Origin of the sequence: Bacillus sp. VT 712, assembly GCF_001614195.1 — a bacterium.
In the GTDB taxonomy this organism is placed as follows: Bacteria; Bacillota; Bacilli; order Bacillales; family Bacillaceae_H; genus Priestia; species Priestia flexa.
Map to the genome: position 1 here is coordinate 17,133 of NZ_LWBK01000001.1, position 22,632 is coordinate 39,764.

The following is a 22,632-nucleotide window of genomic DNA, read 5'->3' on the forward strand; positions in this document are numbered from 1 at the left end:
AAATTCTATTTGAATTTCAAAAAAAATAGTACACGTTATTAAAAAATGTGGTAGTATAATATCCTATGAGCATAATTAGACAATGTTCGCATGTGTTGTGATGAAGCGTTTTTTAGAAAGAGGGATCGTCTTGAGTGAGGAAGTTCTGGTCAAGATTCTATCTCAAGCGTATGAACAAAATAAGACGTTACCAATTGTCTCATTAGCGTCTTTCTTTGACGAAAATAGTTTGCATTTTCGAGTGAAAGCTACGCTGCCAACCGGTCTTACGTATCGTACGCTTATGTCAATTCAGAATAAAACGTGTGTCCAAGATGTGTTAGTGGAAGTACTACAAGTCGATCATGTTAACAATGATGGACCAGTTTCTGAATGTGTTTATATTTTAACAAATGGCACAGCGAAAGAGGTTGAACAGTGGGTTGAACCACTACAGCCGACAATGGTGTGCGAAGGATATTTATATGGCGAACCGTACAATGCGCCACAGCTAAAACATGACTACCGCGTGTTTGCTGTAAAATGGTAATCCCGTTTCGAACAAAAACAGCCCCCCTGCTAGTAGGGGGGCTGTTTTTGTTGAAATATGTTTAATAAGGGTGGGCATCGTGTCCTTTTTGTTCAGCTTCTTGTACAGCATCAGAAGCCTTATTACTTCCTAAAGGAGAACCCCCTTCAATTGGGAAGTGCCCAAATGATGGGGTGATTTCGGATCCAGCTTCCATATCATAAGTGCCATCATCATTCATCGTAAAGCCAATGCCAGCTGCCACTTGTCGACCATAATCTTCGTCGCACTTTGTTAAAAGCTCGATCATACGCTGTTGGATATGTTGGTGACAAGGCTTAAGCCCGTCCACAAGGTTTTGAATCAAATCTTTACGCTCCCATTCTTCTAGTAAACGATAGCGCTCACCAGCTTGCTTGAAATCATTTGTACGTTCAATTTTTTCTTTTTTAAGATGGCCTTCTACTTTGGGTTGATGAGGTTTAGGTCTATCTGTTGCTTCTTTAAGGCCACCTAAAAGCGAAGGTTCATAGTTAACATGAGGGTTTTGGGTCGGTGCCTCATCCACATGGTAAGCCATTTGGCCATCTCGTTGATTTGTTGCTACATGCTTTTTTGGTGCATTGATCGGCAGCTGCAAGTAATTTGCACCAACGCGATGACGCTGAGTATCTGAGTAAGAAAACGTTCTACCTTGAAGCATTTTGTCATCAGAGAAGTCAAGACCATCTACTAACACGCCAGTTCCAAACGATATTTGCTCGGTTTCAGCAAATACATTATTCGGGTTTTTATTAAGGACCATTTTCCCAACTGGTAGAAACGGAAATTGATCTTCAGGCCAAATCTTTGTATCATCTAAAGGGTCAAAATCCAGTTCAGGGTGTTCGCCATCCTCCATAATTTGCATGCAAAGCTCCCATTCTGGATAATCTCCTTTTTCAATTGCCTCATATAAATCTTGCGTAGCGTGACTAATGTTCTTTGCCTGAATAGCTTCAGCTTCGCTCTGAGTAAGATTTTTAATACCTTGTTTTGGCTCCCAGTGGTATTTAACTAAAAAAGCATCCCCATTTTTATTTACCCACTTATATGTATTAACTCCTGAGCCCTGCATTTGACGGTAGTTAGCTGGAATCCCCCATGGAGAAAATAAAAAGGTAATCATGTGCATTGATTCAGGCGTTTGGCAAATGAAATCGAAAATTCGTTCCGTATCTTGTCTGTTTGTAACAGGATCTGGTTTAAATGAGTGGATAAGGTCAGGGAACTTAATTGCATCCCGAATAAAAAAGATTTTTAAGTTATTTCCCACCAAGTCCCAATTTCCATCCTCTGTGTAAAATTTAACTGCAAATCCTCGAGGGTCACGCATCGTTTCTGGAGAATCTTTTCCATGAGTAACAGTGGAAAAACGTACAAACACAGGAGTTTGCTTACCTGCTCCTGAAAAAACTTTTGCACGCGTATAATTCTCTACAGGTTCGTCACCTAGTTTTCCATATGTTTCAAAGTATCCGTGAGCACCGGTTCCTCTAGCGTGAACTACGCGTTCTGGTATACGTTCCCTATCGAAATGGGCAAGTTTTTCAATTAGTTGATAGTTCTCTAAAGTAGCAGGGCCGCGATTTCCAATTGTGCGACTGTTTTGGTTATCACGAATGGGGTGTCCTTGACGAGTTGTTAATGTTTGTTCATCTTCACCTTCAGTAAATCGCTTATCTTCAGAATCACCGGCGCCATTTACGTTCGTACCGTGAATTCCGTCTTTGTTAGACATTTACGTATTCCTCCAATCAGCTTAAGTTATTACAGTAAACTATTTTTTCCATGTTTTATCATTTTATGCATCTATTTCATTTGAAAAGGTGCATAAACGAAAAAAACACAAAAAAGTTTCAGCTTTTGGTAAAAATACGACGAACTATACAAAAAAATAATTGAAATATAAACATAATGTTAACGGTGATTTTAGAACCAATCTTACCCTCCGAAAAGGAATTTAAATGTAAAATAAAGTTAATTAAATAATCTTATATACTTATAAAGTACTGAAAATGTCATTCTGTAGGCATAGAAACGGAAGAAAAATGTCGGTTCTTGTAACAAAAATGTAATATTGGTGATGTTATTTTGTAATACAGTGTTGTTACAATGTAAACGTCTTAGATTAGTAGATTATGACAATGGAGGAACCTTTTCTATGAAAAAGTTAATATATTCTTTAGCATTATGTGGATCTTTAACAGTAGTACCAACAATTAGTGAAGCGGCATTAGGTGATACAACTTTACGTCCAGGAATGAGTAATTCAGATGTAAAACAATTACAACAACAATTAAAAAACAAGGGTTATTTTACATACGGTACAACTACAAATTATTATGGAACAATTACAAAGAGCGCAGTTATGAACTTTCAGCGTGCGAACGGATTAGCTGCAGATGGAATTGCCGGTAAAAATACATTTAGTAAACTGTTAGGAAGTAGTTCTAATTCTTCTAGCACATCTAGCACTTTATTACGTGTTGGTTCTAGAGGTGCAAATGTTCAATCTCTACAACAGCAGCTGAAAAACAAAGGTTATTTCAAGGGAAATACTACTCAATATTTTGGGTCAATTACGAAAAATGCAGTTATGGCTTTTCAACGTGCGAATGGTCTGTCAGTAGATGGAATTGCAGGGCCAGCTACGCTTAATAAACTGAAAAATGGTGGAACTAGCGCTGGTTCAGGCTCTACTTCAACGGGTACATCATCTATATTACGTTCGGGCATGTCTGGTTCATCAGTAAGTAGCTTGCAACAAAAATTAAAAAATAAAGGTTATTTCTCTGCTAACGTAACGGGATACTACGGTTCAATTACAACAAGTGCAGTTCGCTCGTTCCAACGCGCAAATGGCTTGTCAGCAGATGGAATTGCAGGGCCAGCTACGATGAACAAATTAAATTCTAGCTCAAGTTCAAACAACACTACGTCTAAGCCAAGCGTTAGTACGCCATCAAGCTCTAGTGCTTCAAAAGTAACTTCATATGGGAAACGTTTCGTGGGAACACCATACGTATGGGGAGGGACTTCTCCAAGTGGATTTGACTGCAGTGGATTCTTAAACTATGTATATCGTAACGCTGCAGGAGTTAGCTTACCGCGTACAGTTGCGGGTATCTACAGCACAGGAACTCGTGTTAGCACACCGAGCCCAGGAGATATTGTATTCTTTGAAACATATCAGCCGGGTGCAAGTCATGCAGGAATTTACTTAGGTGGAGGTCAGTTCCTTCATGCATCATCATCTAAAGGTGTTATGATTAGCTCTATGAGTAACTCATACTGGCAGCCTCGTTATTTAGGTGCGAAACGTTATCTATAAGTTTTAAAAGGGGATAATATACTATCCTCTTTTTTGTCATTGAAACAAGACAAGTATGACTTTTGTTTCTTTTTGGTATGATAAACATGAAAAAGGAGGAAGAAGTAACATGGCGATTGTAGATTTAACGATTATACCGGTAGGGACTAAAACGCCCAGCGTTAGCCAATACGTAGCGGATATTCAGAAAGTGTTAGAGAAATACAAAGAGGAGGTAGAGTATCAGTTAACTCCCATGAATACGCTTATTGAAGGTGAGCTTGGTCTTTTGTTGAAAATTGTTCAAGAGCTACATGAAGTTCCGTTTGAAAATGGAATCGAGCGAGTGTGTACTAACTTGCGTATCGATGATCGACGAGATAAAAAGCATACAATGGCTGGTAAATTAAAGGCTGTTGAATTAAAAATGAATCAAAACTAGCAGCTACCATCAGCTGCTAGTTTTTTTGTTACTTGTTTACCAAGAAGATGGTAACAAGGAGTATGTATGCATTTCATCATGGTACAGAAATTTTGTTAGTTGCGAGCCGTTAAACGTAAAGGAGTATGCTGGTTCTGCTTTTTCTCCTTTGGGAAATAAAATAGAGATTTTAGTGCCGCTTGAAGTAGTTGGAACTGTAAAAAATCTGAGTTAGTTAAATTGGTATAATCTAGAAGGGAATCTTTTGAATAAATTAATAAAGACTCTGAAACTGAGCTCTTACAGGGATGTAAGAGCTCAGTTTTTTAAATAAAGTTAGAGTGTAAATGAGTGTGGATTTGAAACGCAATTCGTAGTCGAAGCGTTTCTTCCGGTGTATGAACCGACCTCCCTAATATTTCTTCACACTTTTCAATTCGATAAATAACGGTGTTTCTATGAATAAATAACTGTTTGGCTGTTTCTGATATTTGACAATTTAAGTTTAGGTAAGTAGATAACGTGTCTAATAAAATAGGTTGGTCTTTTCGATCGTAGTGAAGAAGTCCTTCCAGCGCTTTTTCGTGATATTCTTCCAAGTCTGCAGAGGGAATAAGTCTTAAAAGTTCTCGAAATTGTTTTGGTTGATAAAATTGAATAGGTGCTGCTTGGTCGGTCATTTGAATGTTTTCAAGTGCTTCGATGGCCTCTTTGTACGAATCTATCACGGTTAATAGCGTCTGGCTTTGGTTTCCTATTCCGAAGCATACGTTTTGTTTATAATGTCTTTTTACAACCTTTTGAATAAGGATGAGCTGGTTTGCGATAAACTGATGCTTATCGTAACTATCAGGGAAAAATAAAATGACGTAGCGATTATCCTGTGTGAATAATAAGCTTGGAATAGGCTGTTTTGACAATTCGTACTCGATGAGCTCATAAATCATTTCGCTATCTGTGTATGTATAATGCTGTAATGGGATTTTCCCAACAGCACAAATGTACTTTTTGTCAGGAGAAAGTCCAATCTGCTTTCCGTGATAAGTGGCTTCATCTATATTTTTGAAGTAATCATGAGTTAGTTGATGGAAATATTCATTTTTCTTTCGGCGCTCTGCTTCTTTTAAAGCATGTTGACGCATCATTTCAAAGGAAAGTACATTCGCTGCTTGTTCAATTGTTAATAAGGATGATTCGTTTGGCAACATGCTGCGATAAATAACTAAAAAGTTGCTCTTGTGTGTATGTGTAGGAATTAAAAATAAGCTGAGTTCTTGTTTTGTTTTTGTGATAGAAAACGTAGCATAGCTGGCTTTAAGGTGAAAATAATTATTTATCTGAACGGCGATCTTTTCTAAAGAAGCTGATGCTTTTTCTTCTTTTTTCTCTGTGTGAAACAATAAATTTCCGTGAAGGTCGAATAGCCCAATTGGAGCGTCGCATAACGTTTGAAGTGAATGTAATATTTTTTCAACACCGTTTCCTTGTAGAATATAGGAGGAAAAGAGTTGATGAGTCATCATCGCTTGTTGAAGATCGCTTGTTTTTTTATCTAAAATAAAGCTTAAAGATTCGTTGATAATGGAACCAAGTGCTTCGTCTGTTTGTAAGTCGATGATAGGAAAGTTTAGCTTCTCTGCGAGTTCGCAAATAGATGAAGGTACTTGTTCGAAGAATCGCTTCGTTTTTATTGCTAGACCTGCGCACTGTTTTTTTGCCATGCCCTCAACCAATTGTAATAGGTTCTCTTCTTTTTCTTTAAAGTGATAGCCGGTTGTGACGAGCAGCTCCCCTTCTTTTAGAAACGTTAAAATATCTGGAGCGTCCATCATGTTAATATTTTGGACGGTTCTTGTTAACCCATTTTTTCCGGCCACAACAGATGCGCTAGCATAAGGCCGACTGCTTAATAATGTTTGTAACTCCATGTTCCCACCCCTTGTTATAAAAAGTTACATTAAATATTGCTATATTCCTATTTTAAAACATAAATTGGTTAAAATAAATAAAAAATTCAGAAAAAAATGTATAAAAAGTAAATGAATCGAGATAAAATCTTTTGTAAGATATATTATATAACATAATATGTAATAAAATATAACAATACGGAGGGGTTGGATGTCGCAGCCAGTTTTAAAAGAACATTCATTAAAAGAAGTAAAGAAAAAAGAGAATTTCCTCATATTTACTTCATGTTAGCCATTATCATTGGTGTAATGACTATTGCTACATATCTAGTTCCAGCAGGAGCGTATGATCGAGTTCAAGGAGAAGATGGGAGGGAAATGATTGACCCTACTTCGTATGCAGAATTGGAGTCAAGTCCTGTCAGTTTGCTAGGGATGCTAAAAGCTGTTCCCCAAGGCATGGTTGAAGCAGCTCCTGTGATTTTCTTTACATTTGTCATTGGAGGAGTATTTGTAACGCTTCGGTCAGCAGGTGTAATCGAACTTGGGGTTGGAAAAATAGCAAAAAGTTTTTTTCTCATAAGCCGAAGCTACTAATTCCGGTATTTATGTTTACTTTTGCACTAATAGCATGCTTTATTGGAACGCCTGAATTAGCAATTGTATATGTCCCAGTGATTATGCCACTTATGCTTTCGTTGGGGTATGACGGGGTTACAGCTGCAGCGATTTCTGGAGTAGGATGGAACCGCTGGGTAAAGTTTATTCTTCCTCTTTTCCTGCTGTCGATGACCGCGGGGGCTATACTGTTAGTCGTGGCAAACCTAATCGGTTGGTCTTAGTTATATTATCCAAAAAAACACCTTTTTTTTGGAGGATTTGTCAATGAAAACAACTTTTAGATTTCGTAAAATGAAAAGAAAGAGGTGGAAAAGATGGTTGCTGAAATGAAGGGGAAATCGAAGCTCTGCTTACAGGTTGAAAAAGACCTTCAGTGGCTTTCTCAATTTGGAGCGGATACTAGAAAAGGTGTTACACGTTTACTATATTCAACAGAATGGTACGCTGCTCAAGAAGCATTAAAAGAGAAGATGACAGAAAATCAACTAACTGCTTACTATGATGATGTGGGGAATCTTTATGGAAGACTTGAGGGGATAGAACAGAATCAAAAAACCATTCTAGTCGGATCACATGTGGATACAGTTGTGTATGGAGGCAAATATGACGGAGCGTTTGGAATTATCGCAGGTCTTATAGCAGTAGAGCACTTACGAAAAACGTACGGAATGCCAAAGCGGTCGATTGAAGTAGTGTCTCTCTGTGAGGAAGAAGGAAGTCGATTTCCTTTAACTTATTGGGGGTCTGGTCACATTGTTGGATTATACAGCTATGAAAATATGAGTCAAGAAATAAAAGATCGAGAAAATATTACGTTAAAGAAAGCAATGGAACAATACCAATTTGGAAAAGGTCACTATAAAAAGCCGTTTAGACAAGATATTTCACATTTTATTGAGCTACATATTGAGCAAGGTGAGCAGCTTGAAAAAAAACAGCTTGATATCGGAATTGTATCAAGTATTGCAGGACAAAAAAGGTTTACAGTAACCGTGCAAGGAGAGAGCAATCATGCTGGAACAACACCGATGACTCACCGTAAAGACGCTTTAGCAGCAAGCTGTCGTTTCATTACGTCTCTCTTGGATATGAGCAAAAAATACGAAGAGAAGCTGTATATGACGGTAGGAAAGTTAGATGTTTCACCTAACGTACCAAATGTTATACCTGGAAAAGTCAGCTTTAGTATTGATATAAGACACGGTGAAGATGGTGTCTTGGATAAAGTTGAACATGAGATAAAAGTGATGCTACGAGAAATTGCTATAAATGCAGGTGTAACAACAGAAATTAATCGGTGGATGAATGAAAAACCAGTACAAATGGATAAAAATTTATCTGAAATTTCTAAAAATATTTCCGAGGAAAAGAACATTTCATATATGAGCATGGTGAGCGGGGCTGGTCACGATTCACAGGTGTTTGGACCAAAATTACCTACTTGCTTACTGTTTGTACCAAGTAAAAATGGAATTAGTCACTCACCTAAAGAATACACAAGCGCTGAGCAGCTTGAGAAAGGAATTCAGGTATTAATTGAGTTACTTTACAAATTAGCCTATTAGGAGGATGTTAAGATGATAAATAAAAAAATACTAAATGCTCCACCGAGAACAATCATGACACCTGGACCTGTAGAAGCAGACCCTAGGGTGCTAAGGGTGCTTGGAACGCCAATCCTTGGTCAGTTCGACCCTGCATTTACAACGATTATGAATGAAACGATGGAGATGCTAAGAGAATTGTTTCAAACCAAAAATAAATGGGCATTCCCAATCGATGGAACTTCAAGAGCTGGGCTTGAAGCAGTGTTAGCAAGCATTATTGAACCAGGAGATACGGTATTTGTACCTATATTTGGACGGTTTGGTCACCTGTTAACAGAGATTTCTGAGCGATACGGAGCAGTTGTCCACAATATTGAATGTGAATGGGGAAGCGTGTTTGAACCAGAACAAGTTATTCGTGAGATCAAGAGAACCAATCCGAAAATAGTAGCTATGGTTCATGGTGAAACATCTACAGGTAGAGTTCAGTCCTTAAAAGAAATAGGGAAAGCTTGCCGAGAAAACGATGCTTTATTTATTGTTGATGCCGTCGCAACAATTGGGGGTATAGATGTTAAAGTGGATGATTGGTATATTGATGCACTTATTGCTGGAACACAAAAGTGTATATCTGTACCTTCAGGGATGGCACCGATTACTTATAATGAACGAGTGGAGCATCATATTACTCAACGAAAAAAAGTGGAGAAAGGAATTGCTACAGAAGCAGATAACAATGTTCGAACACGACCGAATATTATTAGTAATTATTTTGATTTAAGTCAATTACAAGATTACTGGAGTGATCGTCGCCTTAATCATCATACGGAAGCAACATCAATGTTATATGCTCTTCATGAAGGAGTTCGGATCTTACTTGAAGAAGGTTTAGATATACGGTTTGCTCGTCATAAATTACATGAAAAAGCACTTGTTGCAGGTATTAAAGCAATGGGGTTATCGTTATTTGGCAATGAGGCTTCAAAGTTAACAACCGTGACGTGCGTTATTATTCCAAGCGGCATTAATGGAGAAGACGTTCGCAGTACGCTACTTGATCAATTTGGAATTGAAATAGCAAGCTCGTTTGGTCCGCTTCACGGTAAGATTTGGAGAATTGGTACGATGGGATATAGCTGTCGACAGGATAACGTTTTATATACGCTGGCCGGGCTTGAGGCAACCTTGTTAAGAAAAGGAACTTTAATAAATGCAGGGAAAGCCTTACAAGCTGCTTTAGATGTTTATGATAGTGAATTGGTTCATGTGTAGAAATAGATCATGTTGGGGAGTGGGAGAAATGAATGAATTTTTTTTAACGCATCCATACGGTTCGCAAAGAATGTGTACATTTGGAAAAAATGGAATGGTTGCAACAAGTCAACCTTTAGCAGCGCAGGCAGGTTTAGATATGCTAAAAAAAGGAGGTAACGCAGTTGATGCGGCAATTGCAACAGCAGCGTGCTTAACAGTAGTCGAGCCGACGTCAAATGGCATTGGAGGAGATGCGTTTGCTCTTGTTTGGATAAATGATGAACTGCACGGCTTAAATGCTAGCGGACCTGCTCCTAAAAAGCTTTCAATAGAAGCTTTAAAAGAGAGAGGTATAACAGAAGAAATGCCCGAGTATGGCTTAACACCTGTAACAGTTCCTGGTGCACCTAGTGCCTGGGCTGCATTATCAAAACGATTTGGAAAGCTTCCTTTAACAGAAGTACTGCAACCTGCAATTACATATGCTCAAGAGGGGTTCCCTATCTCTCCGATTTTAGGTTACAATTGGAATGTTGCATACGAGAAGTTTAAAGGCGAATTAAAAGGGGAAGAGTTTGCTGGCTGGTTTGAAACATTTGGAATAAATGGAAAATCGCCAAAAATTGGTGAAGTGTGGTCATCAAGTGATCATGCAGATACGCTTATTGAGATTGCGGAAACAGAAGCTGAATCATTTTATCGAGGAAGAATTGCTGAAAAAATTGATGCGTTTTCTAAAGCTCATGGAGGCTTTATTCGAAAAGAAGATTTGGCAGCTTTTCAACCTGAATGGGTTAAGCCAATTTCGGTGTCTTATAGAGGCTATGATGTTTGGGAGATTCCGCCTAACGGTCAAGGCTTAATTGCTCTTTTAGCACTAAATACCTTAAAAGGTTATGAGTTTAAAACTAAAGATTCAGTGGATACGTACCATAAGCAAATTGAAGCGATGAAACTAGCTTTTGCAGATGGAAAGAAATTTATTACTGATTCTAAGCATATGAAGGTGGCTATAGAAGATCTGTTACACGATGAATATGCTGATGCACGTCGAGCTTTAATCGGTGACGATGCAAGGCTACCAGAAGCTGGTCAACCACTTCACAGTGGAACCGTTTATTTAGCAACGGCTGATGATGAAGGGAATATGGTTTCTTTTATTCAAAGCAACTATAAAGGCTTTGGATCAGGAGTAGTTGTTCCAGGAACAGGCATTGCTCTTCAAAACCGCGGACACAATTTTTCACTCGATGAGAGTCACGATAATCGACTAGAGCCAGGTAAAAGAACATATCATACTATTATCCCAGGCTTTTTAACAAAAGGTAATCAAGCGGTTGGACCATTTGGTGTAATGGGAGCGTTCATGCAGCCTCAAGGTCATGTTCAAGTCATTATGAATATGGTTGATTTTGATTTAAATCCTCAAGCGGCACTAGATGCACCAAGGTGGCAATGGATTAATGATAAAACAGTTCTTGTAGAAAAAGATATGCCAAGTTATATTGTGGAAGCGTTAGAGAGAAAAGGTCATGATGTTCAAGTGGCAACAAGTCGTCATTCGTTTGGTCGTGGACAAATTATTCGCAGAGATCCTCAAACAGGGGTATTGTTTGGAGGAACAGAGCCTCGAACAGATGGGGCTGTTCTAACGTATTAAGGAGAGATTACAACAAAGAAAGGAGCGTATAAAATGCAGCAATTACATATTTTTATCGCGTTTTTTCGCTCAGGTATGCTTGGTTACGGAGGTGGGCCGTCCGCTATACCACTTGTTAAAAAAGAGGTTGTTGATACATACAAGTGGATGGATAGCGATGAGTTTGGTGACGTATTAGCAATTGCTAATACGCTACCAGGTCCTATTGCAACAAAGCTAGCCGGATATATTGGGTATCGGGTTGGCGGAGTGATAGGGATGATTAACGCATTAATTGCGGCAGTAGCACCAACTGTCTTGCTTATGGTTCTCCTTTTGACAACCCTTACGCAGTTTAAAGACCAGGCATGGGTAATCGGAATGACTAAAGCTGTTGTACCTGTAGTTGGGGTTATGTTAGCTGTTATGACGTGGGATTTCTTGAAAAAATCTACTGGTGGATTAGGTTGGACAAAAGCTATTTTACTGGCATTTGTAAGTTTGGTACTGATGGAGTTTATTCATATTCATCCAGCAATTATTATTATTTTACTAATGGTTGCAGCGTGGATTCCCGTTAAAAGAAAGCAAAAAGAAAAAGAAGTTCAGGAACAAAAGAGGGAAACTGTATGATTTATTGGCAATTGTTTATGGCTTTTTTTGTATCAAATATTTTAGGTTATGGAGGGGGACCAGCCTCAATTCCATTAATTCAAAAAGAAGTAGTTGACCGCTACGGGTGGTTAACGGTTAATGAGTTTAGTGAAATGTTGGCAATTGGTAATGCGCTACCGGGTCCAATCGCAACAAAAATGGCAGGTTTTATTGGCTATCAAGAAGCAGGTATCCTGGGGGCGTTTGTTTCATTACTAGCTACAATTGCTCCTTCTGTCATACTTCTAGTTGTCTTATTACGGATCTTATATAAGTATAAAGATTCACCAAACGTGAAGAAAATGACAAACTTTATTCGCCCTGTTATTGCTGTTCTACTTGGAGTTATGGCTTATGATTTCTTTGCAAGCTCTTATGTGGATTCAGGGGTATGGCAGACGTTATTTTTAATTGTTACGAGCTTTGTACTGATGGAGAGATTACGTGTTCATCCAGCGATTGTTATTGTAGGTGCTCTTGCTTACGGTGCTATTTTTCTTGCTTAAAAAAGACCTCGAGTATGAGGCCTTTTTTTGTGTGAAAATAATAAAAATCAGTATTATTTATAAAAAAATGAAGTTAATTGAAAACGTTTTATATGCTTATAATTCAACGTTTTAAGGAAGTCTATGGAAAAAGTTTGTAAAAGATTTTAAAAAAAAACCTAAAAAAGTATTGACGATTTAGGTAAAACCATTCATAATACAAATCAACATCACACAACATCATTTAAACGTTAAAACAAACGTTTAAACACACATACATAGTCAATATTGAGCGTTGATAGGAGCAATAGTAGAAAAGGTTTCCCTGTTTCAGAGAGCTGACGGTCGGTGCGAGTCAGAACACAAACCCTTCGAAGTACATTCCTTGAGCATCTTTTCTGAGTAGGAAAAGACGGCATAGCCGTTATCGTAATGAAGAGGCAAGCAAATGCTTGCAACTAGGGTGGTACCGCGATTAATTCGTCCCTACTGACCTTACCTTAAGGGTGAGATCAGTAGGGACTTTTTGTATTTACCGCCCTATAGAAAATTAAATAATTAAACAAGCGATGAAAAGAGCATAGTAGCAACATGTTTCCCTGTTTCAGAGAGCTGACGGTCGGTGCGAGTCAGAACACAAACTAGTTGTGAATTACATTCTTGGAGCTTACTTTTGCATAGCAAAAGCGGCATAGCCGTTATCGTAATGAAGAGGCAAGCAAATGCTTGCAATTAGGGTGGTACCGCGATCAATTCGTCCCTACTGACACAATCAGTAGGGACTTTTTGTATATTCCGCACTCAGCGGACATGTAAGATACTATAAAAACATACAAAATCTAGGAGGGTCTTAACAATGACAAAAACTTTAGAGCAATTACGTGGACAAATCGATCAATTAAATTTAGAAATTTTAGAATTATTAAATAAACGTGGTGAGATTGCAAAAGAAATTGGTGAACTAAAAGGTACACAAGGTGTAAAACGTTTTGATCCAGTTCGTGAGCGTGAATCATTAAATCACATTTTAGCAAACCATAACGGACCATTTGAAGCATCAACAGTTCAACATATTTTTAAAGAAATTTTCAAGGCAAGCTTAGAGCTTCAAGAAGATGATCATAGAAAAGCGCTTCTTGTATCTCGTAAAAAGAAATCTGACGATACAGTAGTCGATGTAAACGGAACGAAAGTTGGAGATGGAAACTTACAGTTCGTTATGGGACCATGTGCAGTAGAAAGCTACGAGCAAGTAAAACAAGTTGGCTTAGCTCTAAAAGAACAAGGCATTACGCTAATGCGTGGAGGAGCATTTAAGCCTCGTACATCACCATATGATTTCCAAGGTTTAGGTGTAGAAGGTTTGCAAATCTTACGTAAAGTTGGAGATGAGTTAGGTCTTCAAATTATCAGTGAAATTGTTTCACCACAAGATATTGAAACAGCATTAGAGTACGTAGATGTAATTCAAATTGGTGCACGTAACATGCAAAACTTTGAATTATTAAAAGCAGCAGGTTCAGTTGATAAACCGATCCTACTAAAACGCGGCTTAGCTGCAACAATTGAAGAGTTCATTAACGCTGCTGAGTACATTATGTCTCGTGGAAATGGTAACATCATCCTTTGTGAGCGTGGTATCCGCACATACGAGCGTGCAACTCGTAACACATTAGATATCTCAGCAGTACCAATCTTAAAACAAGAAACGCATTTACCAGTTGTTGTAGATGTAACGCATTCAACTGGACGTAAAGACTTATTATTACCTTGTGCAAAAGCTGCAATTGCGATTGGTGCAGATGCAGTTATGGCTGAAGTTCATCCAGATCCAGCTGTGGCATTATCAGATTCAGCACAACAAATGAACATTCCTGAATTCCATGACTTCATGGCAGAATTAAAAGGTGCGGCAGTTAAGTTATCATAATTATATAGCGATGCAATGAGAGGACTCTAGTAGCAAGCATCTCCCTGTTATAGAGAGCTGATGGACGGTGTAAATCAGTACAAAGATGTGAGCAAAATACACTCCTTGAGCACTCTGTAAAGAGCGGTCGACTGATCGTTAAACAATGAAGGTGGTAAGTACGAATAGCTTGCAACTAGGGTGGTATCGCGAGAATAAGCTCGTCCCTATCTTAAAAGAGGGGCGAGCTTATTTTATTAGGTGAAAAGATTGAATTTTACAAATTGGAGGATGGAAACGATGAGATATTTAACAGCAGGAGAGTCACATGGTCCACAATTAACAGCAATTGTTGAAGGGGTACCAGCGGGGCTTGAATTAACGGCAGAACATATTAATGAAGATTTAGCTAGAAGACAAAAAGGTCATGGTCGTGGTCGTCGCATGCAAATTGAAACAGACCGTGTACAAATTGTAGGTGGAGTAAGACATGGGGCTACTTTAGGTTCACCAGTGGCACTCGTAGTAGAAAACAAAGATTTTACGCATTGGAGAAATATCATGGGAGCTGACCCTGTGGATGAAGATGCAGAAGTGAAGCGTCAAATTACAAAGCCAAGACCAGGTCATGCAGATTTAAACGGTGCAATTAAATACGGACATCGTGACATGAGAAACGTTTTAGAACGTTCATCTGCTCGTGAAACAACAGTTCGTGTTGCAACCGGAGCTGTTGCAAAGCAAATTTTAAAAGCTGTTGGTGTCAATATTGCATGTCATGTTCTAGAAATTGGCGGTGTCAAAGCAGAGCAGACATCATACCAATCCTTAGCGGAACTTCAAGAAAAAACGGAAGCATCTCCCGTGCGTTGCTTGGATGAAGAAGCTGGACAAAAGATGATGAAAGCAATTGATGAAGCCAAAGAAAACGGTGATAGCATTGGCGGTGTAGTAGAAGTAGTCGTAGAAGGGATGCCAACAGCGGTTGGAAGCTATGTACACTACGATCGCAAGCTAGATTCAAAGCTTGCAGCGGCGATTATGAGCATAAATGCTTTTAAGGGTGTAGAGATTGGTGTTGGATTCGAAGCAGCACGTAAGCCAGGAAGTGAAGTGCACGATGAAATTTTATGGAGTGAAGAGCAAGGTTACACGCGTAAAACAAACAATGCAGGCGGATTAGAAGGTGGTATGACTACTGGAATGCCAATCGTTGTGCGAGGCGTAATGAAGCCAATCCCAACGTTATATAAACCGCTTCAAAGCGTAGATATTGATACAAAAGAACCGTTTGCAGCTAGTATTGAACGCTCTGATAGCTGTGCAGTTCCAGCAGCAGCTGTTGTAGCTGAATCAGTTATTGCATGGGAATTAGCTTCGGCTATTATTGAACAATTTGGTTCAGACCGCATTGATTTGCTGCAACAAAACATTAATGAGCATCGAAAGCATGCAGCGCAATTTTAACATATAAAGGAGAATGAAAGGTGAAAAAACGTGTATTACTGATTGGTGTTGGTCTTATCGGAGGTTCACTGGCACTTTCTATTAAAAAAAATGAAAACGTGCATATTGTGGGAGCAGATATTAATATAGAAGAAATGCGTGTGGCAATGGCACACGCAGTCATTGACGAACAAGCAGATGATGTAAAAAAAGAAGCTGAAATGGCAGATTATATTATTTTAGCAACGCCGGTAGAAGAGACAGCTAATTGGATACACGTTCTTTCAAAGTGGACATTGCAACAAAATGTTGTTATAACAGATGTTGGAAGTACTAAAGTAGCAGTAATGGAAACGGCATTTTTGTTAAAAGAAAAAGGAGTAACGTTCATTGGCGGACACCCAATGGCTGGTTCTCACCAAAGTGGTGCAAGTAATGCACGAGCAGATCTATTTTATGAAGCTCGCTATATGTTAACCCCTTTTGAAGACGAAAATCCACAAAAGATAGATGCGCTTATGCATTTACTTGCGCCGACACAAGCTCACTTTGTCTTTATAGATGCGATTACACATGACCAAGTAACAGGGGTTATCAGTCATTTGCCTCATGTAATTGCCACCAGTCTTGTTCGTCAAGTGAAAGGATACTCAGCAAAGAATACGCTTATTACTGAGATGGCAGCGGGAGGCTTTCGAGACCTTACTCGGATCGCATCAAGTAGCCCGCATATGTGGAGAGATATTCTAAAACAAAATCGCTACACGCTGTTAGCACTTTTAGATGATTGGATGAAAGAAATGGAGCAAGTGAAGAACTTGCTCGAAAAGGGAGATAGTCATGAATTGTTTCATTACTTTTCAGATGCTAAACAATTCAGAGATTCCCTGCACGTATAAATTATTATAAAGGAGAATGAATATGACACTTCAAGGATTAAACGGGGTAATTCAAGTTCCAGGTGATAAATCGATTTCGCACAGATCGGTAATGTTTGGATCAATTGCAGAAGGAACAACAACCATCTCAGGATTCCTACCAGGTGATGATTGCCTTAGCACTATTTCTTGCTTTCGTAAATTAGGCGTAGAAATTGAAGTTGTGAATGAAGAAACAGTTATTGTAAAAGGTCGTGGCATTCAAGGGCTACAAGAGCCGACTGAAGTATTGGACGTTGGAAATTCAGGAACAACAATTCGTTTAATAATGGGGATTTTATCAAATACGGCACATCATCATACGCTGATAGGAGATGAGTCTATTGCAAAACGTCCCATGAAGCGAGTGACAGACCCTTTACGTAGCATGGGAATTCAATTAGATGGACGTGAAGAAGGCAACTTTACTCCTCTTTCTTTAAGAGGTGGAAATGTAAAAGGAATTACATATAAATCTCCGGTAGCTAGTGCGCAGGTAAAGTCAGCGATTTTATTAGCTGGGCTACAAGCCGAAGGCGTTACAACGGTTATTGAGCCAGAAAAGTCGCGAGATCATACTGAGCGAATGCTAGAAGCTTTTGGTGTTCAAGTGAAAGAAGAAGGATTATCTGTTTCAATTGAAGGTGGACAAACGTTAACGGGTACACATATTGAAGTGCCCGGAGATATTTCATCGGCTGCGTTTTTCTTAGTAGCAGGGTCTATTATTTCAAACAGTCAAATTGAATTAAAAAAGGTTGGTATGAACCCAACTCGCACAGGAATTTTAGATGTATTACTTAATATGGGTGCATCTATTGAAGAAAAGAATTTAAAGACAGATGTAGCAGAACCTTTTGCAGATTTAGTTGTAAAGTCAGCACCTTTAAAAGGCACTGAAGTAGGAGGCGATCTCATTCCTCGTTTAATTGATGAAATTCCAATTATCGCGCTGGCTGCAACTCAGGCTCAAGGAACGACAGTTATTAAAGATGCAGCTGAATTAAAAGTGAAAGAAACAAATCGAATTGACACAGTCGTTAATGAGCTAAATAAAATGGGTGCTAATATTGAAGCAACAGAAGATGGAATGATTATTCATGGAGGAACGCCGCTTCATGGTGCAAGCGTAAATAGTCATGGAGATCACCGTATTGGCATGATGCTAGCAGTTGCTTCTTGTATTGCAGAAGGTGAAACAATCATTAAAAACCGCGAAGCTGTATCGGTATCATACCCATCATTCTTTGCTCATCTAGATAAACTTAAAGGAAGTAAATAATCGATTAAAAACTAGGTGAAAAGATCGGTATTTCATATTTAACTTGAATATACCTAGGTTTTCTTTTAACTATCTTATATAATGGAAGAAAGTACGAAAGAGAATTTGGTGAATTACAATGTTTTTAATGTTTGTCTATATCGGAGGGATTTTATTCTTTCTAAAAGTTTTAAAGGATAGAGATTTTATTTGGCTATTGTTTTTGTTGCCATTTAGCTTTTTTGTTTTGTTTTATGAAACAAGCTATTTTAATCATATCCCAGTTTGGGGAAAGCTTGTTTTTTTTACCTCTTCCTTTTTAATGATGTACGCAATGATTTTAGTCTATAATCGATTCTTTCGAAAAGAAGCATAAAGAAAGCACACATTATTGTGTGCTTTCTTCGTCGTTTAGATTAATCGTTTTTAGCGGCGTTTTAGCTGGACCCTCTAAGACCGTGCCATCATAAGAAAAGCGGGATCCATGACATGGACAGTCCCATGTGCTATCTCCAGCATTCCAGTTCACTTCACAGCCTAAATGTGTACAAGTAGTGTCAACACAATGGATTTTTCCACCTTCATCTTTGTAGGCTCCTGCTCGTTTACTGTTTACATAAATGATATTTCCTTCTCCTTTTTCTAGTTGTTCAACGGACTTTTTAGGCAAATCAAGCTTTCCACGAATAAAATGATCTGCAACATCTAAATTTTGACGTAAGAAGTAGCGGATACTTGGATCAGCATGAAAACGAGAAGGCTTATATACTTCTTCATACGGATTCTTCCGTTGCATAATAAGGTCTGTAATAAGCTGTGCGGCTACCGTTCCGTGCGTCATTCCCCATTTTTTAAATCCTGTTGCAATAAAGATGTTTTCTTTGCTTTCTTTCAATTTACCAATATAAGGGATCTTGTCAATGGTAATAAGATCTTGAGCTGACCATCGATAGGGATAGGAAAGAACGTTAAAGTTTTCTTCTGCAAATCGCTGTAACGATTGATAGTGGTATTCTGTATTGATTCCTTGTCCTACTTTATGACCTTCACCACCAATTAACACTACTTCCTCCCCATTTAAAGTAGCTGAGCGCAGCGAGTGTGTTGGTTGGTCTGCTCCTAAGTACATACCTCCCGGAAATTTTTGTTTTGTTTTTGCCGCTAATACGTAAGAGCGCTTGGCGTACATTCGAGTATAAAAAAACCCTGCTCCATCATAAAAAGGAAAATGTGTACAAATTGCAACATGCTGACAGGATATTCGGTGGCCATCCCTCGTAATGACAGTAGGGGATGTACCTTCTTCAATATCATTTGCTACGGTATTTTCAAAAATCACTCCGCCCTTTTCCAAAAACTGTTTGGCAAGGTGAGTTAAATATTGGAGAGGATGAAATTGAGCTTGATTTTTCATAATAGCTGCAGCGCGAATATCAAACTGAAACGGAAGCGATGTTTTAAAATCGCATGGAATGTTAAGTTTTTCATACGCACGAAATTCTTTATGTATCCGATGATCAAATTCTAGTGTAGCACCATACAAGTAAGCGTCTTGCGTTGAGAATTGGCAATCAATGTTTTCTTTTTCGATTAGATCTTTCATAAAGTGTAGAGCGTTATCATTTGCTTCATAATAAAGCTTTGCTTGCTCAACGCCAATATGTCCAATTAGTTCATCATAAATAACGTCATGCTGAGCAGTAATTTTGGCTGTTGTATGACCAGTTGTCCCATTTAAAATTTCATTAGCTTCTAGAAGTGCCACGTTTAGCCCTTCGTTCTGCAACAAATAAGCCGTTGTAATTCCAGTAATTCCACCACCAACTACTACCACATCTACTTTGCGATTTTCCTGTAATGTACTGCCTTTTGGGAGTTTAACTTCTTCTCTCCACATCGGCTGTGCCTTTTTGGGAATATCCAACACTATCTCCACCTTTTTCGTTGTATATGCATAATGTTTCCAAATAAGGTCGTGAATATGTCTATAAATCATTAAAGAGCTTAGCGTTGTCCTCTAAGCTCAGTCTATATCAAAGATTTTCGTTGCTTAAAATAGTGTTCATTATATAAAGTGCTAGCGTGTGTAGGGATTAAATCCGTACATTAATTTTGACTGTATCATCAACAGAACCCGTATCGATAATAATAATTTCATCAACTAGTTGATGAATGCTTAACAAACAGCAGTCTAATGCAGGCTTATTAGCGACAGCACGGATTGTAACCAATGGTGTAGCAGTCCCATCCATGGTTGTAGGAGGTTTGGTTAGTTTACTAAACTATAAGGGATAAAGTATCGTCACTTTAGCAGCAGGCTCGACAATTTCACTACAGTTATTTGGTTTACTTGGTGCAGCCGTATTGACTACTGGAGCCGGTGTTACGTTAACCATTGTTTGTTTATCATAATAAAAATGATATTTGTCAAAAAACGTTCATAGAATAGAAGTATATGAACATTAATGTGTTCAAGACTAGCTAACGGGGTATAGAATAAGTACACTGACGACGTTCTTATTCGTTTAATTATAACTGGGCAAACGATTTGTTTGTCCTTTTATCATCTTCTAGTGACAATTTTCACATATAGGTGTAAACAGAAAAATGAAAACGTTGACAAAAAGAGGTGGAATGTTATGACAGGCTCACTACCTTTTGTTATTATGGCTTTGTTACTTCTCTCTTTAGATCACGATCAGGAATTCTCAACACAATCTGGTGGTACGTTTAAAACATATACTTATCAAGGAAAGAAATTTAAAGTTTATTTGCCTAAAAATTATTATTTCTTGAAAACGTATCCTCTTATGGTTATGCTGCACGGTTGTACACAGAGCGCAGGCGATTTCGCAAAAGGAACAAACATGAACACACTTGCAGATGAAAAAGGATTTATCGTTATCTATCCTCAGCAATCAAGTAATGCAAATTTAAAGAAGTGCTGGAACTGGTTTGAGCCTCTTCATCAACTGAGAGGTTTGGGAGAGCCTGCTATTATTGCTGGGATGGTTAAAAAAGTAAAGCGTATGCACTTTATTCAACACGACAAAGTGTTTATTGCAGGGCTATCTGCTGGCGGAGCAATGAGCATCGTTATGGGCGTTACGTATCCTGAATTATTTTCTGGAATCGGCGTGGCGGCTGGACTTGAGTATCAGGCAGCATTAAATGTATTTAATGCGTACGCAGCAATGGCGAATCAAGGTCCTCCACCTGTGAGACAAGGTAGAGTTGCACATCAGGTAATGGGTAAGCGAGCTAAGCCGATGCCGGTGATTGTGTTTCATGGAAATGCGGACTCTACGGTAAATGTTTTAAATGCAGATCAAGTCGTAGAACAGTGGATTACTACGAATAATTTAGCGTTTGATGGAAAGGTTGAAGGGTGGATTGACCATAAGCCTAAAGTGGTTAGAGAAGAAAAAAGGCAGTTTGGAAGAGATTTTACTTATGCTCAATATGCAAGCCCCAAAGGAGAAATTTCAATCGATCAATACACTGTAAATGGTATGGGACACGCGTGGTCTGGCGGAAGCGCAGAAGGAAGCTATACGGATGAAAAAGGCCCTGATTCAAGTAGGATTATGTGGGAGTTTTTTATGAAAAACGGAAATGCTTTTCGTGTATAAACTAATAAATAAAAAGCTCAGTCCGGTTCATATACTGAGCTTTCTACTATGATATCAAGACATTTACTTATGATAAATAGCCTTGTATAGCAGGAATATTCAGGTGTGTAAAGAATATGTAATATAAAGGAAGAAGAGCTGACGAGTCAGCTCTCCACTTATTCATTAGTATCCCCAGCCACCATAGCAACTGCAACCTACGATAACTAAAAGAATGAATAGTACGACTAAAAATGCAAAACCACCATTGTAACCGCCATAAGAACCCATTCGTAACGCCTCCTTCCTTATATTACACTTTTATTGTACGCAAGACGCTTGAAAAGGTGACGATAATAGGCGGGAATACTAAATGTGCGAACTTATGTAATTTCTCGATTAGAGTGAATAAAATGTGTAATTTAAGATTGATGATATGCTTGTTAGGGAATAGTAATGAAGAAAACGTGTAAACATGTATATACTAATTATAATTTGTTACTGTTCGAAATAAATAACAAGAAAAGTAAACAGATAAGAAGGACGTTTAGTGGGGAAAAAGGAGAGTAAAAAATGAATTTGGCATTTTTTTTGATTCCAAAACAAGAAGTAGTAACCCTTAATATTCAATCAACCTTAAGGCAGGCGCTTGAGAAGATGGAGCACCATCGCTATTCTACGGTACCTTTGGTAGATGATGAAGGTAAATACGTTGGTGTTTTAACTGAAGGGGACTTGCTTTGGAAGTTAAAAAGTCTAGGAGATTATCGCTTTCAAGATATGGAAAATATTAAGGTAACAGAGGTTGATCGTTATCAAGATTATCAACCAATTCCAATTTATGGAGAAATTGATGGGATTATTACAAAGGCAATCGAGCAAAATTTTGTACCTGTTGTTGATGATCAAGGAGTCTTTATCGGTATTATTCGTAGAAGAGAAATATTAGAGTTTTATTCAGATAATATAATTAAACGTATGATTAAGTGAAAAAAGCCTTTACATCCAAAACGATGTAAAGGCTTTTTTTTAGAAGAAATATAAAAAAAGGCGCAGTTACTTAATTGCAACAATGCACGTACTTATAGGATTGTACATAG

The 22,632-nt window shown here is 38.3% G+C and carries 21 protein-coding genes and 3 other annotated features; of the genes, 16 read left to right on the plus strand and 5 right to left on the minus strand.

The genetic code is table 11. The annotated features are described in order from the left end of the window. Positions 1-130: 130 nt before the first annotated feature. Positions 131-529 carry a YfbO family protein gene (locus A2U94_RS00105; RefSeq protein WP_225002376.1) on the plus strand — a complete coding sequence of 133 codons (399 nt, stop codon included), beginning with the start codon at positions 131-133 and terminating at the stop codon, positions 527-529. A gap of 61 nt (positions 530-590) precedes the next feature. Here the strand turns inward: A2U94_RS00105 and A2U94_RS00110 are convergent, their stop codons facing one another. After that, complete coding sequence (locus A2U94_RS00110) at positions 591-2,288, minus strand: catalase (RefSeq protein ID WP_025911319.1); 1,698 nt, start codon at positions 2,286-2,288, stop codon at positions 591-593. 423 nt (positions 2,289-2,711) lie between these two features. Between A2U94_RS00110 and A2U94_RS00115 the strand changes: the two genes are divergently transcribed. Both A2U94_RS00115 and A2U94_RS00120 read left to right on the plus strand, forming a co-directional pair. Beyond that, the gene (locus A2U94_RS00115) at positions 2,712-3,881 is read left to right on the plus strand and encodes a C40 family peptidase (RefSeq protein ID WP_025911321.1); all 1,170 of its coding nucleotides are present in this window, start codon (positions 2,712-2,714) and stop codon (positions 3,879-3,881) included. 109 nt (positions 3,882-3,990) lie between these two features. Continuing rightward, positions 3,991-4,302: an MTH1187 family thiamine-binding protein gene (locus tag A2U94_RS00120; protein WP_025911324.1), complete on the plus strand. Its 312-nt coding sequence runs from the start codon at positions 3,991-3,993 to the stop codon at positions 4,300-4,302. A gap of 305 nt (positions 4,303-4,607) precedes the next feature. Here A2U94_RS00120 and A2U94_RS00125 read toward each other — a convergent pair whose 3' ends face one another. Next, a complete protein-coding gene (locus tag A2U94_RS00125; protein ID WP_025911325.1) occupies positions 4,608-6,209 on the minus strand; it encodes a PucR family transcriptional regulator in 1,602 nt (533 codons plus the stop codon). A gap of 186 nt (positions 6,210-6,395) precedes the next feature. Here A2U94_RS00125 and A2U94_RS22065 point away from each other — a divergent pair, with 186 nt between their 5' ends. From A2U94_RS22065 to aroA, 11 genes are all read left to right on the plus strand, one after another. After that, positions 6,396-6,785: a hypothetical protein gene (locus tag A2U94_RS22065; RefSeq protein ID WP_025911327.1), complete on the plus strand. Its 390-nt coding sequence runs from the start codon at positions 6,396-6,398 to the stop codon at positions 6,783-6,785. A gap of 11 nt (positions 6,786-6,796) precedes the next feature. Beyond that, a complete protein-coding gene (locus A2U94_RS22070; RefSeq protein ID WP_258954101.1) occupies positions 6,797-7,030 on the plus strand; it encodes a hypothetical protein in 234 nt (77 codons plus the stop codon). Positions 7,031-7,123: 93 nt separating this feature from the next. Continuing rightward, complete coding sequence (gene allC, locus A2U94_RS00135; RefSeq protein ID WP_025911329.1) at positions 7,124-8,374, plus strand: allantoate deiminase; 1,251 nt, start codon at positions 7,124-7,126, stop codon at positions 8,372-8,374. A gap of 12 nt (positions 8,375-8,386) precedes the next feature. Continuing rightward, the gene (locus A2U94_RS00140) at positions 8,387-9,628 is read left to right on the plus strand and encodes a pyridoxal-phosphate-dependent aminotransferase family protein (RefSeq protein WP_025911331.1); all 1,242 of its coding nucleotides are present in this window, start codon (positions 8,387-8,389) and stop codon (positions 9,626-9,628) included. Between the two features lie 28 nt (positions 9,629-9,656). Then, positions 9,657-11,270, plus strand: coding sequence for a gamma-glutamyltransferase family protein (locus A2U94_RS00145; RefSeq protein WP_025911333.1), 1,614 nt, complete (start codon positions 9,657-9,659; stop codon positions 11,268-11,270). A 33-nt stretch (positions 11,271-11,303) separates the two neighbouring features. Further along, positions 11,304-11,882 (plus strand): chromate transporter, encoded by a 579-nt coding sequence (locus A2U94_RS00150; protein ID WP_025911334.1) that lies wholly within the window; start codon positions 11,304-11,306, stop codon positions 11,880-11,882. Further along, the gene (locus A2U94_RS00155; RefSeq protein ID WP_025911336.1) at positions 11,879-12,409 is read left to right on the plus strand and encodes a chromate transporter; all 531 of its coding nucleotides are present in this window, start codon (positions 11,879-11,881) and stop codon (positions 12,407-12,409) included. Before A2U94_RS00150 ends, A2U94_RS00155 begins: the two co-directional genes overlap by 4 nt. Before the next feature lie 265 nt (positions 12,410-12,674). Continuing rightward, positions 12,675-12,879, plus strand: a binding site (T-box leader). 69 nt (positions 12,880-12,948) lie between these two features. Next, positions 12,949-13,153 (plus strand) — a binding site (T-box leader). Positions 13,154-13,244: 91 nt separating this feature from the next. Continuing rightward, a complete protein-coding gene (locus A2U94_RS00160) occupies positions 13,245-14,318 on the plus strand; it encodes a bifunctional 3-deoxy-7-phosphoheptulonate synthase/chorismate mutase (protein WP_025911338.1) in 1,074 nt (357 codons plus the stop codon). Between the two features lie 6 nt (positions 14,319-14,324). Continuing rightward, positions 14,325-14,529 (plus strand) — a binding site (T-box leader). Between the two features lie 68 nt (positions 14,530-14,597). Next, positions 14,598-15,764, plus strand: a complete 1,167-nt coding sequence (gene aroC / locus A2U94_RS00165) for a chorismate synthase (RefSeq protein WP_025911340.1) — start codon at positions 14,598-14,600, stop codon at positions 15,762-15,764. A 20-nt stretch (positions 15,765-15,784) separates the two neighbouring features. After that, positions 15,785-16,642 carry a prephenate dehydrogenase gene (locus A2U94_RS00170; RefSeq protein ID WP_025911342.1) on the plus strand — a complete coding sequence of 286 codons (858 nt, stop codon included), beginning with the start codon at positions 15,785-15,787 and terminating at the stop codon, positions 16,640-16,642. 22 nt (positions 16,643-16,664) lie between these two features. Further along, the gene (gene aroA / locus A2U94_RS00175; protein ID WP_025911344.1) at positions 16,665-17,942 is read left to right on the plus strand and encodes a 3-phosphoshikimate 1-carboxyvinyltransferase; all 1,278 of its coding nucleotides are present in this window, start codon (positions 16,665-16,667) and stop codon (positions 17,940-17,942) included. A gap of 367 nt (positions 17,943-18,309) precedes the next feature. On the opposite strand, the gene A2U94_RS00185 is transcribed toward aroA, so the two are convergent. Then, complete coding sequence (locus A2U94_RS00185; RefSeq protein ID WP_175384184.1) at positions 18,310-19,818, minus strand: FAD-dependent oxidoreductase; 1,509 nt, start codon at positions 19,816-19,818, stop codon at positions 18,310-18,312. Between the two features lie 196 nt (positions 19,819-20,014). Beyond that, positions 20,015-20,152 carry a hypothetical protein gene (locus A2U94_RS21015; protein ID WP_153301150.1) on the minus strand — a complete coding sequence of 46 codons (138 nt, stop codon included), beginning with the start codon at positions 20,150-20,152 and terminating at the stop codon, positions 20,015-20,017. 408 nt (positions 20,153-20,560) lie between these two features. Between A2U94_RS21015 and A2U94_RS00190 the strand changes: the two genes are divergently transcribed. Continuing rightward, positions 20,561-21,553 carry an extracellular catalytic domain type 1 short-chain-length polyhydroxyalkanoate depolymerase gene (locus A2U94_RS00190; protein WP_025911346.1) on the plus strand — a complete coding sequence of 331 codons (993 nt, stop codon included), beginning with the start codon at positions 20,561-20,563 and terminating at the stop codon, positions 21,551-21,553. A gap of 165 nt (positions 21,554-21,718) precedes the next feature. Here A2U94_RS00190 and A2U94_RS20490 read toward each other — a convergent pair whose 3' ends face one another. Then, entirely contained in the window at positions 21,719-21,823 is a 105-nt protein-coding gene (locus tag A2U94_RS20490) for a YjcZ family sporulation protein (RefSeq protein ID WP_076512409.1), read from the minus strand. 282 nt (positions 21,824-22,105) lie between these two features. Here A2U94_RS20490 and A2U94_RS00195 point away from each other — a divergent pair, with 282 nt between their 5' ends. After that, positions 22,106-22,522: a CBS domain-containing protein gene (locus A2U94_RS00195; RefSeq protein WP_025911347.1), complete on the plus strand. Its 417-nt coding sequence runs from the start codon at positions 22,106-22,108 to the stop codon at positions 22,520-22,522. Positions 22,523-22,632 lie beyond the last annotated feature (110 nt).